Below are 13,433 nucleotides of genomic sequence, written 5' to 3'. Positions count from 1 at the left end.
GACTCCAAACTGTCTAAAACCTGCCTGTTGACGACAACACCAGCCAAAGCAATCGCCTGCGTTCTCCAAGGCAACGCGGCCCGTACGCCGTCTATCTCGCAAATACCCAGTCCGACAGGCTGCTAGGATCCCATGACGACCGAGACCCAATCCGAAACGCGTGTCGATATCTTTCTTGCCCACCGTCCGGCGCTCATCGCCTATGCGGTCCGCCTGCTCGGTTCCCGCGATGCTGCCGAAGATATCGTCCAGGATGCGTTTGTTCGGTTCCTGCCCTCCAGCGCCCGATCCGTTTCGAAGGGGCAACTCCTCGCCTATCTCTACCGCACGGTCAGGAACCTCTCGCTCGATGTGCTGCGGCGTCGGAAGGTCTCGGCGATCGATCACCAGGATGACGTCCCGTTCTGGTCCGTCCCGGCCGATGTGCCGACACCGGAGCAATCGACATTGCTGTGCGACGATGTTCGTAGGATCTCGCAGATACTCTCCGAATTGCCTGTCGAGGCGCGGGTTGCCGTCGAGATGCATCGCTTCGGCGGCTACACGCTTGAAGAGGTGGCATCACATCTGGGCATATCGACCGCCAGTGCTCATCGCTATGTCAGCTTAGCGATGATGAAGATTGCCACTGCGCTTCTGGTCAACGCGACTTAAAGTGGTCACCCCTTGAGAAAAAAATTCGCGTCATTCGTCTTTGTCAAAAGATGGATTGTTCGGATAGAAGTGCCTCAGAGGGGCCGAGACCGGCGTAGGATGTAATTGACCCAAGATCAGGAAATCGCGGCCGCTACCCTGGAAGAAGCCATGAACTGGTTTCTGCGCCTGAAGGCTGAGCCCAACTGTCCCGACCTGACCGCCGACTTCCAGCGCTGGTTGCATCGCTCTGACGATCATCAGCGGGCCTGGCAGTATGCGCTGCGGACGTGGCAGCTCATGGGCGAAGCGGCTCCGGCCTATGAACATCTGTGGGCGGGCGCGCCGCGCGCCAATGTCATTCCGATCACCAGGCGCCGCTGGCGTCGCCCGGTCATGGGCGCCGTCGCTGCCATTGCCGCGACCCTGTTCGTCGTGTTGGCCGGTCCATCCCTTCTGATTCGCCTTCAAGCGGACCACGTCACCGCCACCGGTCAGAATGCCAGAGTGATGCTGGAGGATGGAACGGTCATCGAGCTTGGCGGCGACAGTGCCATCAAGACCGAAATGTCCGCCGCCGAGCGCCACGTTACGTTGCTTTCCGGCGAAGCGTTTTTCGATGTCGCGCATAACCCGGCGCGTCCCTTCACCGTCGAGGCTGGAGGTGTGAAGGTCCTGGTCGTGGGAACCGCTTTCGACGTCAGGCTTGCGGGAGAAGAAACGACCGTCGAGCTGGAAAGAGGCGTCGTTCAGGTCTCGCTCGGCGAGACCACGGAAAAGCAAGACTTCAGGCTGCTTCCGGGCGAGATGGCCGTCGTGAACAGGAGTGATGGTGCTGTTACGCGCAACACCATCCAGCCCGATCAGGTCGCTGCCTGGCGCAGCGGGCGAATATTCGTCAAGGACGCCTCCATCGGCGCGGTGGCCGAGCAACTTCAACGCTACCATTCGGCGTGGATCGCCGTGCCGGACCGAAAGCTCGCCGGTCTCAAGGTGACGGGTCTCTATGATCTTCACGATCCGGACAGTGCCTTGAAGGCACTGGTTGAGCCCTTTGGCGGCCGTGTCCGCAGCTTCTCGACCTATGGTCGCATCCTGACGCAATACTGAAAATCCTGACAAAAGAATTCAATTTATTTGAGAAAAAAACCTGCGGTCCTCGTCTTTGTTGGAAAGCGCCCGGCAACTGGTGCGCAATTCAAGGAGATGAGAATACGATGTGCATATCGCAAGGCCGCAAGGGATCCCGTCGTTTGAAGTGGGGCGACGACGGCGGGCGTCCCATGGGGCAGCTGATAGCAACGACGGCAATGGCAATCTGCCTGGCCTCGGCGCTGAACTGGCCCAGCCCGGCACTTGCGCAGGATGCACCGTCTCAAGCGAGTGCGACGCGCAGCTTCAACCTGCCCGCCCAACCGCTTGCCGATGCGCTCAATGCCTTCGGCCGGCAATCGGGCCTGCAGGTGACGCTTGCCGCTTCGGTTTCGCGTGGGGTCATGTCCAAGGCCGTCGTCGGTTCCTATGCGCCGGAGGAGGCGCTTGCGCGACTGCTTTCGGGCACGGGCATCGAGTATCGCATCTCCGGTGGGCGGACGGCGGTGATCGGGACCGGGGCGGCCGGTGGCGGCGCGGCCGTAGCGCCGGCGGATGGCTCTACGGCGCTTGATCCGATCTCGGTGTTCGGGGACGCCACCGGGGTGGGCGAAATCGTCATCAGCCAGAAGGATCTCGAACAGCGCAACCCGGCCAACATTGCCGACGTCTTCCGCGGCGAGCCGGGCATTGCGGTTGGCAGTTCGCTGCCGATGTCGCAGAAAGTCTATGTCCACGGCATCGAGGAAAACAATCTCGCCGTCACCATGGATGGCGGCCGCCAGAACAACAAGGTCTTCCATCACAACGCGACCAACCTCATCGATCCAAGCCTGCTGAAGGCTGTGCGCGTCGATGCCGGCATCGCGCCGGCGGATGCGGGACCGGGCGCGCTCGGTGGTGCCATCGCCTACGAGACCAAGGATGCACGCGACCTGCTCGACGGCGACGGATATGGCGGCTTCGTCAGTTCCAACTACAACTTCAACGGCAAGACCTTCCAGACCGGGATCTCTGCCTACGGCATGCAGGAAGGGCTGGAATTTCTCGGCTATTTCAATTTCGCCAAGGGCGATGAGTTCAAGGCCGGAAACGGTAGCATCGTCGAGGGAACGGGCACGGATCTCCTGAGCGGGCTTGGCAAGGTTGCCTACGAATTCGAGAGCGGCGACCGTTTCGAGATCAGCCACGAGCGTGTCTATGACGATGCCCCACGTCCGTTCCGCGCCAATACCGGCTTCATCAGCGGCCGTCCGCCGTGGGAACCGCGCGTGCGCGACTATACGCTTGACCGCCAGAACACAGTCTTCTCCTATACCGACAGCACGCCCGAAGGCTGGTGGGATCCAACCGTGGTGCTGGCCTACAGCTCGACGCGGCTCGAGATCCCGATCTTTCCCCGCCCGGTGCCGCCAAGCACAGTATCCGTCCCCTATCCCGGTGCCGGCGAAACCGGCAGTTTCAACGGCAAGTTCGAGAACAAGTTCAGCTTCGATACCGGCAGTATCACCGCCGGAGTCGATTTCTACAACGACAAGGCCGAACTCGAAGATCCTTTCGACGCTTCGACCGAGCGCGCTCGCAATGTCGGCATCTATGCGCAGGCGCGGCTGGAGCCCTGGGAACGCACCCGACTTTCCTTCGGTGCGCGCGGCGACCAGCAATGGTTCACCGGTACCAGAAATGAGAAGTGGGACAACGCCGGCTTCAGCGGCAATGTCTCGGGCGAATATGACCTGATCGAGGACTTGCTGACGGCCAAGGCAGGCTATTCCCATGTCTGGGCTGGCGTTCCGCTTGCCGAAAACTTCATCATGAACCCACGGTGGAATTACGGGGACGGACCGGAACCGAGCACAGCCGACAACTACGCCTTCGGCCTTGTCGCCAGGCATGACGGTTTCACCCTGGAAGGCAGCCTCTTTCGCACCGATATCGACGACGCGCGCACGGCCAAATACGCGGTCGCAAGGGCCATCGAGAACCATGACGTTCGCTCGAAGGGTTTCGAGCTCGGCGCCGGATATGACTGGGGCGACGGATACTTCAAGGTCAAATATGCCAACATCGACGTTTCGATCGACGGTAAGCCGGCCGACTCCGACACCGGGATCTATCTGGCGGCCCCGGCCGGCCAGTTCATCACGCTCCTGGCGGTGCACACCTTCATCGATTGGGGCGTTACGGTTGGCGGCGATGTCGAGATCGCGCTCGACAATGATGATGTCGCGTTTGGGACTCCAACCCTGGAAGTCTACAAGGTGTTCAACACCTTCGTCGAGTATCAGCCGCCGAGCCACAGCAATCTGACGCTGCGCGCAGAGATCAAGAACGTCTTCGACGAAACCTATTCCGAGCGTGCCACCTATGGCCAGGAATTCGGCACCGTCACGCCGCTTTACGAGCCCGGCCGCTCCTTCATCCTGAGCGCCAAGGCGACCTTCTGAAATGATACCGACGGAAGAGGCATCAACGATGCCTCTTCCTCCTTACCGGCAAGTTTGTCTGGTATCGGAAGCCCAGTGCGGCCCGAAAATTCTTCGGACTATAGTTTGCTGAAGTCGATCCTCAGTTCCGCCCAGGCATGCTCGAACTTTGATCTCGCGATCAACCAGGGAGGCATGGCCCTGGAGGCCGTCAATCGTGCCAGCAAACGGCCCCCGGCATTCTCGACCGCGACGATGACACCCCGGTATTCATCCTCTTCGGCGATCTCGTCCGCAACCAGGCGGCCGTGTTCGACCGCCTGACTATCGTCGGCAAGCAGCGTGCCGACTTTGTCGCGGCTGGTAACGCCTGCCAGGTGGATGTGAAAAAGATAGCGTTGCATGATCTTGCTCAAACCATACGGCGATTGACGACAAACACTCGCGCCGCTTCGGGTATGGTTGTATTAGCACGTCGCCGCTTCCGTTGCGCGTGACCTGTGCGTGACACACAGCAGCGCGCAATCCAACCTCTTGCCGACGGGCAATCGCGCGGGGTCGGCTGCAGACCATGATGGAGCGGCCCCTAGCTGCAGGCAACATATATCGCGATGAGCGGGTGGCGTTGCGCCCGCTCGCCTAGAAGCCCGAAAGCACGATCTTGCCCTTGGCCTTGCCGGACTCGATCAGTGCGTGCGCGCGCCTGAGATTGGCCGCATTGATCGTTCCGAAATTCTCGTTGAGCGTGGACATGATCTTGCCGGCATCGACCAGCTCCGACACGCCGTTCAAGAGGGCGTTCTGTTTCTCGATGTCTGCGGTTGCAAACAGCGAGCGCGTGAACATCAGCTCCCAATGCAGCGAGATGCTTTTTCGCTTGAGGGGAAGTGCGTCGAGTTGCTTCGGGTCGTCGATCAGCCCGAAGCGTCCCTGGGGCGCGATCAGTTCGACGATCTGGTCGAGATGGTCGTCCGTGTTGGTCGTTGAGAACACGAAGCCGGGCTGGCCTATCCCGAGGCTTTCGATTTGCGCGGCAAGCGGCTGCCGGTGGTCGACGACGTGGTGGGCGCCAAGCGACTTCACCCATTCGACCGTTTCAGGACGCGATGCGGTGGCGATCACAGTGAGATCGGTGAGCGCCCGCGCGATCTGTATGGCGATCGAGCCGACTCCACCGGCGCCGCCGATAATAAGGATCGCATTGGCAGCGCCTGCGACCGGGCGGGTGACTTCGAGGCGGTCGAACAGCATTTCCCAAGCGGTGATCGATGTCAGCGGCAGGGCGGCTGCGGCGGCAAAGTCCAACGATTTGGGTTTCCTGCCGACGATACGTTCGTCGACCAGATGAAATTCGGCATTGGTGCCGGAGCGGTTGATGGCGCCGGCATAGAAGACCTCGTCGCCCGGCTTGAAGAAGGACGCATCCGGCCCGACGGCACTGACCACGCCGGCAGCATCCCAGCCGAGCACCTTCCACTGGCCGGCTTCGGGTTTTGCACCGCGACGAATCTTCGTGTCGACCGGATTGACCGAGATCGCTTTGACGTCGACGAGGATGTCCCGGCCCTTGGGCTCCGGGCGCGGCAGGTCGATATCGACCAGTGACGTTTCGGCTTCGATCGGCTGGGGGACTTGGTAGGCTACGGCGCGCATTGAATGCTCCATCGGTTGAACACAACCAAGATGCGCACTATACCCAGACATCGCAAGAACGCACATATAAAGCCCATAGTGTCGAAAAGGATACCATTGGATGGGACGTACGCGCCACGATCGTTTCGACTGCAGCCCGGGATGTGCCGTCGAGGCGACGCTCAGCCTGATCGACGGCAAGTGGAAGGGCGTCGTTCTCTACCACCTGATGGCCGGCACCATGCGCTTCAATGAAATCCGTCGGAAGCTGCCGAACGTTACCCAGCGCATGCTGACGAACCAGTTGCGCGAGCTCGAGGCCGATGGCCTGATTACGCGCACGGTTTTTGCCCAGGTCCCACCCCGCGTCGACTACGATCTCTCGGAACGCGGCCGCACGCTGGAGCCGGTCATCCTTGCGCTCAAGACCTGGGGGGACGCCAATATGCCGTCGGCGGGGAGTGCTGCAGCCTAGCCACGGCGTCGAAGGCGGGGGGAGTAGCACCGCTGTCTCATGCCCCGACCAGCACCCACACCATGCCGGCGAGCGCCGATGCAAGCAGCGTTGCGATCACCGAGGCGTTGAAGCGGAAGATCGCCAGCGCTGCCGCAAGCGTCAGCAAGAGTGACGGCAATACCAGCGAACTCAAGACAGGCACATCGAGCGTAAGGCCGCCTGCACTCCACGGGACGACCTGCGAAAACAGCGTGTGAAGACCGAACCAGACCGCAAGGTTGAGGATGACGCCGACGACGGCGGCAGTGATGGCCGACATCGCGCCGGTCAGGGCGATATTGCCCCTCAGTTTCTCGATGAAGGGCGCCCCGAGGAAGATCCAGAGAAAACAGGGCACGAAGGTCACCCACGTCGTCAACAGCGCGCCCAGCGTTGCAGCCGTCATCGGGGCAAGCGTCCCGGGATCGCGATAGGCGCCCATGAAGCCAACGAACTGGACGACCATGATCAGCGGACCGGGGGTCGTTTCCGCCATGCCGAGACCGTCGAGCATTTCGCCCGGTTTGAGCCAGCCGTAATGTTGCACGGCTTCCTGCGCGACATAGGCGAGCACAGCATAGGCACCCCCGAAGGTGACGACCGCCATCTTGCTGAAGAACCACCCGATCTCGGTGAACACGTCGTTCGGCCCGAGAAAAGCAAACAGGAGCGCCAGCGGCACGAGCCACAGGGCGAGAAACGCCGCGGACACCTTGAGCGACCAGGTGAGATTGGGGCGGGCATGGATTGGCGTCTGCTCGCCCAAGGCCGAATCCTCGTCCTTGAGGACCGGTCCGGTTGTCTTGCCATGACCGCCGCCGATCCGAAAGAGCGGCGAGCCTGAGCGCCCGCCGATGTAGCCGACGATCCCGGCCGTTAGAATGATCAGCGGAAAGGGCACACGGAAGAAGAAGATCGCGACAAAGGCTGCGGCCGCGATGCCGATCATCAGCCTGTTTTTCAGCGCCCGGCTGCCAATGCGGAAAACCGCCTGGACGACGACGGCAAGCACGGCCGCCTTCAACCCGAAGAATAGCCCTTCGATCAGGCTGACATTGCCAAAGGCGGCGTAGACGTAGCTCAAGCCCAGGATGGCGAGGAAACCCGGCAAGACAAACAAAATGCCGGCGACGAGGCCACCGGCCGTGCGATGCAGCAGCCAGCCAATGTAGATTGCGAGCTGCTGCGCCTCGGGACCAGGCAGCAACATGCAGTAATTGAGCGCATGCAGGAAACGATGTTCGCCGATCCAGCGTTTCTCGTCGACGAGGATGCGATGCATCACCGCGATCTGGCCCGCGGGGCCGCCGAAGCTTAAGGCAGCGATCCGCACCCAGACCCAGATGGCCTCCGCAAACGAGATGCCGTGGCCATGGGGCGCCGACGCCGCACCGGCGTCGGTCGTGTGAACAACATCGGTCATTTCATGCCCCCTTCTTCGGCGAGGGCCAGTTGTGCGTTTCGCTGGTTGCATCACGGCACCAGCGGTAGAAGGCGTCATAGAGCAGCATACCTGCCTCCAGTTGCTCATGATCGTCTGCATACATGCGCGAGAGCCCGAGCGAAACCGCAAGCAGGCCGGGAGCCTCGGGGGCAAGGTCGAGGCGCGCTGTGTCTGCGCCTCGCACGATGGTTGCCAGCCGCAGCATCGGTTCCGTTTCCAGCCCGAACGCCTCCACCATCACGTCGAAGGTGCAGCGGTCGCCCCGATGGCTCCAGCGGATCGGGGCGTCGATGTCAAAAGGCGTGGCGTCGAAGCGATCCGCCACAGCTTCGACTTCTGCTGGTGCCACGAACAGGAAGATGGCGTTCGGATCGACGAAGCGGCGTATGAGCCAAGGGCAGGCAATGCGGTCGATTTTTGGGCGCGCGCGCGTGACCCAGAGCGTGTATCCGTTCGTCTGGCGGTTTGGCACCATGGACGCGGGCACAGCCGGATAGCCAGCTTCGGCCCATGCCTCAAATCCGCCTTCCAGGACGTCGGCCGGAATTCCCGCGTGTCTCAGCCAGGCGGCGACGCCATGGCTCAGCTTCTTGCCGCGATGGCAAATGATAATGGCGGATTGCCCGGCGAAGTCTTCGCTCCAGTTCTGTACGTGGCGGTAGTCGCGCCGAAGCGAGCCGGGGATCAGCCGTGGATCGGCGTCGAAATCCTCGTCGATTCTGACGTCGATAAGCACCGGGCATTTGGGTATGCCGATAAGGCGGGCGAGTTTGTCGGGGGAAATTTCAAGAAGTGACGTCATAACGCGTCCTCCGTCTGAGCGGTTGAATGGACGCGATACTTCGGCTGTCGCCTCGTGGGGTGATCGCGACCCCATGCGCAATTTTTCCGCTGTTTCGCGCGGTCTGTCAAGCCGCTGCAGGGTGTCTATCGGATCGAAGACCGCCGTTTCATCGGCGGCCTCCTGCATGCAGCCGCTATCTCAGCGTGTTGCTGGATAGGTCCTGACCTAGGGGGCCCTTTGTTCAATTGCGGCAGGGCGCGCTTCTTCGCTGTTCTCGGCGGAAATATGCTTGATCTCGGTATCGCCCGTCGTCGCTGGCGCGTGTGCTCCGCCCGTGGTCGAAAGACCTGCGAGCTTATGGCCACGCTCACGCAACCATTGAAACACGACATAGAGGGCCGGGATGATGAAGATCCCGATCAGCGAGGCTGCAAGCATGCCACCCGCGACCCCCGTGCCGACCGCGCGCCGGCTCAGCATGCCGGCCCCTTGCGCTGTCACCAGGGGGATGAGCCCGACGATGAAGGCGAAGCTCGTCATCATCACCGCGCGGAAGCGGGCGCGCGCGCCTTCGACCGCCGCTTCGACGATGCCTGCACCCTTCTCGCGATGAAACTTGGCGAATTCGACGATGAGGATCGCATTCTTGGAAGCGAGCGCGATGAGCACGACGAGGCCGATCTGGGCGTAGATGTCGAACGACAGGCCCGCCACGAGAACCGAGACGAGGGCGCCGGCGACGCCGACCGCCACCGACAGCAATACGGGGACTGGGATCGTCCAGCTTTCATAGAGCGCGACCAGGAACAGATAGGCAAACAGCACCGCCAGCGCGAGGATGGCCGTCGTCTGTCCCGCCGCTTCAAGCTCCTGCAAGGCGGTGCCCGTCCACTCGTAACTGTAGCCGGGTGGAAGCGTGGTGGCCGACAGCGCCTCCATCGCGGCAAGCGCCTCGCCTGACGATACACCGGGTGCTGGCTGACCATTGAGCGTGATGGAGCGGTAGTTGTTGTACCGCACGATCGATTGCGGCCCGATGACGTATTCGACGCGTGCGACGGAGGCGACCGGAACCATGCCTCCGGACGCGTTGCGGACGTGCAGGCGCGCGATATCGTCGACCGACCTGCGGTCGGCTTCGGCCGCCTGCAGGTTGACCTTCCAACTGCGTCCGAAGAGGTTGAAGTCGTTGACGTAAAAGGACCCGAGCGTACCTTGAAGGGTTGTGAAGAGATCGCTCACCGAGACCCCAAGTGCCTGCAGGCGGTCTCGATCGAGATCGAGGTAAAGCTGCGGCGCGCTTGCCGAATAGGTGGTGAAGGTGGGGCCGAGCAGCGGGCTCTGGTTCGCAGCTATGATCAAGCCGCCGGCCGTTGCCGCCAAATCCGCGGGCGGTCGGCCCTGCAGATCGAGCAGCTGGTATTCGAAGCCAGAGCCCGTGCCGAGACCCATGATCGGCGGCAGGTTGAAGGCGAAGATCTGTGCGCCGCGGATGGTCGCGCCCTTGGCCATGGTCGTTGCGATTGCCGCATCGACGGAGCTGGCCGTGCTGGTGCGCTCGGCGAACGGCTTCATCGTGACGATGGCAAAGGCGCTGTTCGATTTGGACAGGCCATCGAGGAAACTGTATCCGGTGACGGTAATGACATCGGCTACGCCGTCGATCCCACCGAGCATCGTCTCGACTTCGCGCACGACCGCATCGGTCCTGTTGTAGGACGCGCCCTCCGGCAGCCGCACTTCGGTGAAGTAGGCGCCCTGGTCTTCACTCGGCAGAAACCCGGTGGGCACGACACGGAAGAGCCAGCCGGTGGCGCCGATCGCGACGGCCAGGAGCAGGATGCCGAGGATCGCCCTACGGGCGATATGCCCGGCGACATGCACATAGCCATCGCGTCCATTGTCGATCCGCCGCGAGATCCAGCCGAGGATGCCGCGTTTCGGTCCGTGATGCGGTTTCAACAGGATGGAGCAGAGTGCAGGACTCAAGGTCAGCGCATTGATCGCGGAGATCACCATCGATACGGATACGGCCACGGCGAATTGCTGAAACAGCTGCCCGCTCAATCCAGGGATGAACGCGACGGGAACGAACACCGACAGCAGAACCAGCGTGATGGCGACGATCGCCCCGGTGATCTCGCCCATGGCAAGCCGCGCTGCCTCGGGCGCCTGCATGCCCGGGTTTTCCTCCATCACCCGCTCGATGTTCTCGACCACGACGATCGCATCGTCGACGACGATGCCGATCGCCAGAACCATCGCCAGCAGCGATACCGTGTTCAGCGAGAAACCCATGACAAGGATGACCGCGAAGGTGCCGATGAGCGCGACGGGCACGGCGACGAGCGGGATCAACGTCGCCCTGACATTGCCGAGGAACAGGAAGACGACGATGATGACGAGCACAAAGGCTTCGAGCAGCGTGTGCTCGACATTCTCGACACTCGCCTCGACGAACTGGGTCGTGTCGTAGGAGACGGAATAGGTCAGGCCTTCGGGAAACGACTGGGAAAGCCGCTCCATCGCCTGCTTGACACCCGCGGCGGCCGCAAGCGCATTGGCTCCCGGTGCCTGATAGGTGCCGATCATGGCAACCGGCTTGCCGTTGAAGCGGGCGCTCGAGTCGGAACTCGCCGCGCCCAACTCGACTTTCGCAATATCGCGAATGCGCACGAAGGACCCGTCCGGCTCGGCCCTCAAGACCACATTCTCGAACTGCGAGGGATCGGTGAGACGCCCCTGGGTCTGAAGATTGAGCTGAAACAGCGGATCGTCGGTCATCGGCTGCGCGCCGATCCGGCCGATGGCCGCCTGGACGTTCTGCGTCTTCAACGCATTGATCACATCGGTCGGCGTCAGACCGAGATTGGTCAGGCGGTCGATATCGAGCACGATGCGCATGGCATAGTCTTTTGCGCCGAACAGCGAGGCATCCCCGACGCCCGGGACCCGCTTGACCGTGTCCAGAAGGTTGATGGTGGCGTAGTTGGACAGAAACAGCGAATCGAAACCGTCGTCCTTGCCGTAGATGGTGATCACCTGCATCAGGGCCGACGACTTCTTGCGCACGCTGACCCCGGTTTGTTTCACCTCGGACGGTAGGCCGGCCTCGGCAAGCGAAACGCGGTTCTGCACGTTGACGGTGGCGATGTCCGGGTCGGTGCCGACGGCGAAGGTGACGGTCAGCGTATAGGAGCCGTCGGCGCCGCTCGTCGACTTCATGTAGAGCATGTCGTCGACGCCGACGATCTTGCTCTCGATCGGTTGGGCGACGGTCGTTTCGACCACCTCGGCGCCGGCGCCGGGGTAGCTGGCGGTGACGCTCACCTGTGGCGGCACGATGTCGGGAAACTGTGCGATCGGCAGCCGGGTGAGCGCGATCAGGCCCGCCAGCGTGAGAACGATCGAGATGACTGCGGCAAAACGCGGGCGATCGATGAAGATTTCGGAGATCATGCTCAGCCACCCGTCGCCGGTGCTGCGTCGACGACGATGCCGGGCCTGACCTTGCCGACACCTTCGGTGATGACGTTTTCGCCCTCCTTAAGCCCCTTGGTAACCACCGAAAGGCCGCGGGCGGAGCGGGCGACGTCGATGCGGCGCAACTCGACCTTAGAGCTGCCGTCGACCACCATGACGAAAGCACCCTGCTGGTCGCGTTGGACGGCCTGTTGCGGCACAGCCAGAACGTCCTGCTTGTCGGATTGTTCGAGGATGACGCGCACCAGCGTGCCGTCGAGCAACAGGTCGTTCGGGTTGTCGAACTGCGCGCGAACGGTCACGGTGTCGGTTCCCTGGGCGACGTTACTGGCGATGAAATCGATGGTGCCTTTCAGCGGGTACTCCGTGCCATTGGGCAACGTCAGCCCGACATTGGCGCCGCCAGGCGTCATCCCCTTCAGCACGCGCTCCCGATAGGTCAGCAGCAGCGAGGTAGAGACCGGAAATTCGACGTAGATTGGATCGAGCCGCGTCAAGGTGACCAACGCGCCAGTATCCGGGCCGACCAGCGCGCCGACATCGGCGGAGGTCAGGCCCAACACGCCGTCGAACGGTGCGGTAATCTTTGTGTAGGAGAGGTTGAGGTCGGCGCTCTGCTTGCTGCCCTTCAGCCGTACAAGTTCCGCCTCCGCCTTCTTGACTTCGGCGTTGGCGGTGTCGACCTTGGCTTGCGAGATCGTATTGGTTGCTATCAGTTGTTTGGCGCGGTCTCGTTCGAGCACTGCGAGGTCCCGTTGCGCCTCGGCCGCCTGGATCGAACCTTCTATTTCCTGCACGGCCGCCCGATAGGCGCCATCCTCGACCTGATAAAGCACGGTCCCGGCCGTTACCTTCTGCCCTTCCCTAAAATTGACTGCCTCCAGGAAGCCGGCGACGCGTGCACGGATATCGACTTTCTGGGTTGCGACGACCCGACCCGTCAGGTCGACGCTTTCGCGCAGATCCACGACCCTGGCGGGTGCCACGACCACCGCGGGTGCCTGCTGTGCGTAAGCATTCGAGAAGCTGATCGCGATGGCAAAAAGGAAGGAAAAGACAGAGAAAGTGACTTTCGGCACGGTCATGCGACATCCTTTCAGCAACAAGGCCAGGTTCAGTCCCACGTAGTCTGCACAACCGCACAGTAGTTACGAACTCTTTGTCTTGAAAGATCAAATCTCCGTCCTGTCATCCGAAACTGTAACGCCGCCCTTCGAATTGAGTTGGCGGTGAGCAGCAAGCTGTCGATGCGACTTGGATCGAGTGTGCCCGCATTTGCCACCATAATCTCAGGCTGGCATTGAAGGAGCCCTCAACCTAGCAGCCTGTCGGACTTAACATCTACAGCTTTTCGTCAGGGATGTAGGGGATAAGGCCGTTATCGAATGCGAGCTGCTGGACTTGTCTGGGAGCATTGCGGACGTCGATGATGAACCCGTTGAT

At 61.8% G+C, this 13,433-nt stretch carries 10 protein-coding genes; 4 read left to right on the top strand and 6 right to left on the bottom strand.

The window, feature by feature from the left end; translation table 11 throughout:
• Nucleotides 1-132 precede the first annotated feature (132 nt).
• The 3 genes from AC244_RS34240 to AC244_RS34230 all read left to right on the top strand — a co-directional run bounded on the left by AC244_RS34240 (nt 133) and on the right by AC244_RS34230 (nt 4,172).
• The gene (locus AC244_RS34240) at nt 133-654 is read left to right on the top strand and encodes an RNA polymerase sigma factor (RefSeq protein WP_053253279.1); all 522 of its coding nucleotides are present in this window, start codon (nt 133-135) and stop codon (nt 652-654) included.
• 150 nt (nt 655-804) lie between these two features.
• On the top strand, nt 805-1,743 hold the full coding sequence (locus tag AC244_RS34235; protein WP_053253278.1) for a FecR family protein: 939 nt from the start codon (nt 805-807) through the stop codon (nt 1,741-1,743).
• Between the two features lie 173 nt (nt 1,744-1,916).
• Entirely contained in the window at nt 1,917-4,172 is a 2,256-nt protein-coding gene (locus AC244_RS34230) for a TonB-dependent receptor (RefSeq protein WP_202596162.1), read from the top strand.
• Nucleotides 4,173-4,270: 98 nt separating this feature from the next.
• Here the strand turns inward: AC244_RS34230 and AC244_RS34225 are convergent, their stop codons facing one another.
• Complete coding sequence (locus AC244_RS34225) at nt 4,271-4,555, bottom strand: DUF6894 family protein (RefSeq protein ID WP_053253276.1); 285 nt, start codon at nt 4,553-4,555, stop codon at nt 4,271-4,273.
• 235 nt (nt 4,556-4,790) lie between these two features.
• Complete coding sequence (locus AC244_RS34220) at nt 4,791-5,804, bottom strand: zinc-binding alcohol dehydrogenase family protein (RefSeq protein WP_053253275.1); 1,014 nt, start codon at nt 5,802-5,804, stop codon at nt 4,791-4,793.
• 100 nt (nt 5,805-5,904) lie between these two features.
• Between AC244_RS34220 and AC244_RS34215 the strand changes: the two genes are divergently transcribed.
• Nucleotides 5,905-6,258: a winged helix-turn-helix transcriptional regulator gene (locus AC244_RS34215; RefSeq protein WP_053253274.1), complete on the top strand. Its 354-nt coding sequence runs from the start codon at nt 5,905-5,907 to the stop codon at nt 6,256-6,258.
• 37 nt (nt 6,259-6,295) lie between these two features.
• Here the strand turns inward: AC244_RS34215 and chrA are convergent, their stop codons facing one another.
• The 4 genes from chrA to AC244_RS34195 all read right to left on the bottom strand — a co-directional run bounded on the left by chrA (nt 6,296) and on the right by AC244_RS34195 (nt 13,075).
• On the bottom strand, nt 6,296-7,702 hold the full coding sequence (gene chrA, locus AC244_RS34210) for a chromate efflux transporter (protein WP_053253273.1): 1,407 nt from the start codon (nt 7,700-7,702) through the stop codon (nt 6,296-6,298).
• Nucleotide 7,703: 1 nt separating this feature from the next.
• Entirely contained in the window at nt 7,704-8,525 is an 822-nt protein-coding gene (locus tag AC244_RS34205; RefSeq protein ID WP_053253280.1) for a chromate resistance protein ChrB domain-containing protein, read from the bottom strand.
• Between the two features lie 207 nt (nt 8,526-8,732).
• Nucleotides 8,733-11,966: an efflux RND transporter permease subunit gene (locus tag AC244_RS34200; protein WP_053253272.1), complete on the bottom strand. Its 3,234-nt coding sequence runs from the start codon at nt 11,964-11,966 to the stop codon at nt 8,733-8,735.
• 2 nt (nt 11,967-11,968) lie between these two features.
• Nucleotides 11,969-13,075: an efflux RND transporter periplasmic adaptor subunit gene (locus tag AC244_RS34195; protein ID WP_053253271.1), complete on the bottom strand. Its 1,107-nt coding sequence runs from the start codon at nt 13,073-13,075 to the stop codon at nt 11,969-11,971.
• Nucleotides 13,076-13,433 lie beyond the last annotated feature (358 nt).

The sequence above is a fragment of the Ensifer adhaerens genome (assembly GCF_001270265.1).
GTDB classification, from domain to species: Bacteria; Pseudomonadota; Alphaproteobacteria; order Rhizobiales; family Rhizobiaceae; genus Ensifer; species Ensifer adhaerens_B.
The sequence above is the reverse complement of the archived record's forward strand: the minus strand, read 5'-3'. Positions and strand labels throughout refer to the sequence as shown.

Excerpts from the sequence above, each read along its gene's own strand:
- AC244_RS34240 (WP_053253279.1), top strand. The coding sequence starts at position 133 with ATGACGACCGAGACCCAATCCGAAACGCGTGTCGATATCTTTCTTGCC.
- AC244_RS34235 (WP_053253278.1), top strand. The coding sequence starts at position 805 with ATGAACTGGTTTCTGCGCCTGAAGGCTGAGCCCAACTGTCCCGACCTG.
- AC244_RS34230 (WP_202596162.1), top strand. The coding sequence starts at position 1,917 with ATGGGGCAGCTGATAGCAACGACGGCAATGGCAATCTGCCTGGCCTCG.
- AC244_RS34225 (WP_053253276.1), bottom strand. The coding sequence starts at position 4,555 with ATGCAACGCTATCTTTTTCACATCCACCTGGCAGGCGTTACCAGCCGC.
- AC244_RS34220 (WP_053253275.1), bottom strand. The coding sequence starts at position 5,804 with ATGCGCGCCGTAGCCTACCAAGTCCCCCAGCCGATCGAAGCCGAAACG.
- AC244_RS34215 (WP_053253274.1), top strand. The coding sequence starts at position 5,905 with ATGGGACGTACGCGCCACGATCGTTTCGACTGCAGCCCGGGATGTGCC.
- chrA (WP_053253273.1), bottom strand. The coding sequence starts at position 7,702 with ATGACCGATGTTGTTCACACGACCGACGCCGGTGCGGCGTCGGCGCCC.
- AC244_RS34205 (WP_053253280.1), bottom strand. The coding sequence starts at position 8,525 with ATGACGTCACTTCTTGAAATTTCCCCCGACAAACTCGCCCGCCTTATC.
- AC244_RS34200 (WP_053253272.1), bottom strand. The coding sequence starts at position 11,966 with ATGATCTCCGAAATCTTCATCGATCGCCCGCGTTTTGCCGCAGTCATC.
- AC244_RS34195 (WP_053253271.1), bottom strand. The coding sequence starts at position 13,075 with ATGACCGTGCCGAAAGTCACTTTCTCTGTCTTTTCCTTCCTTTTTGCC.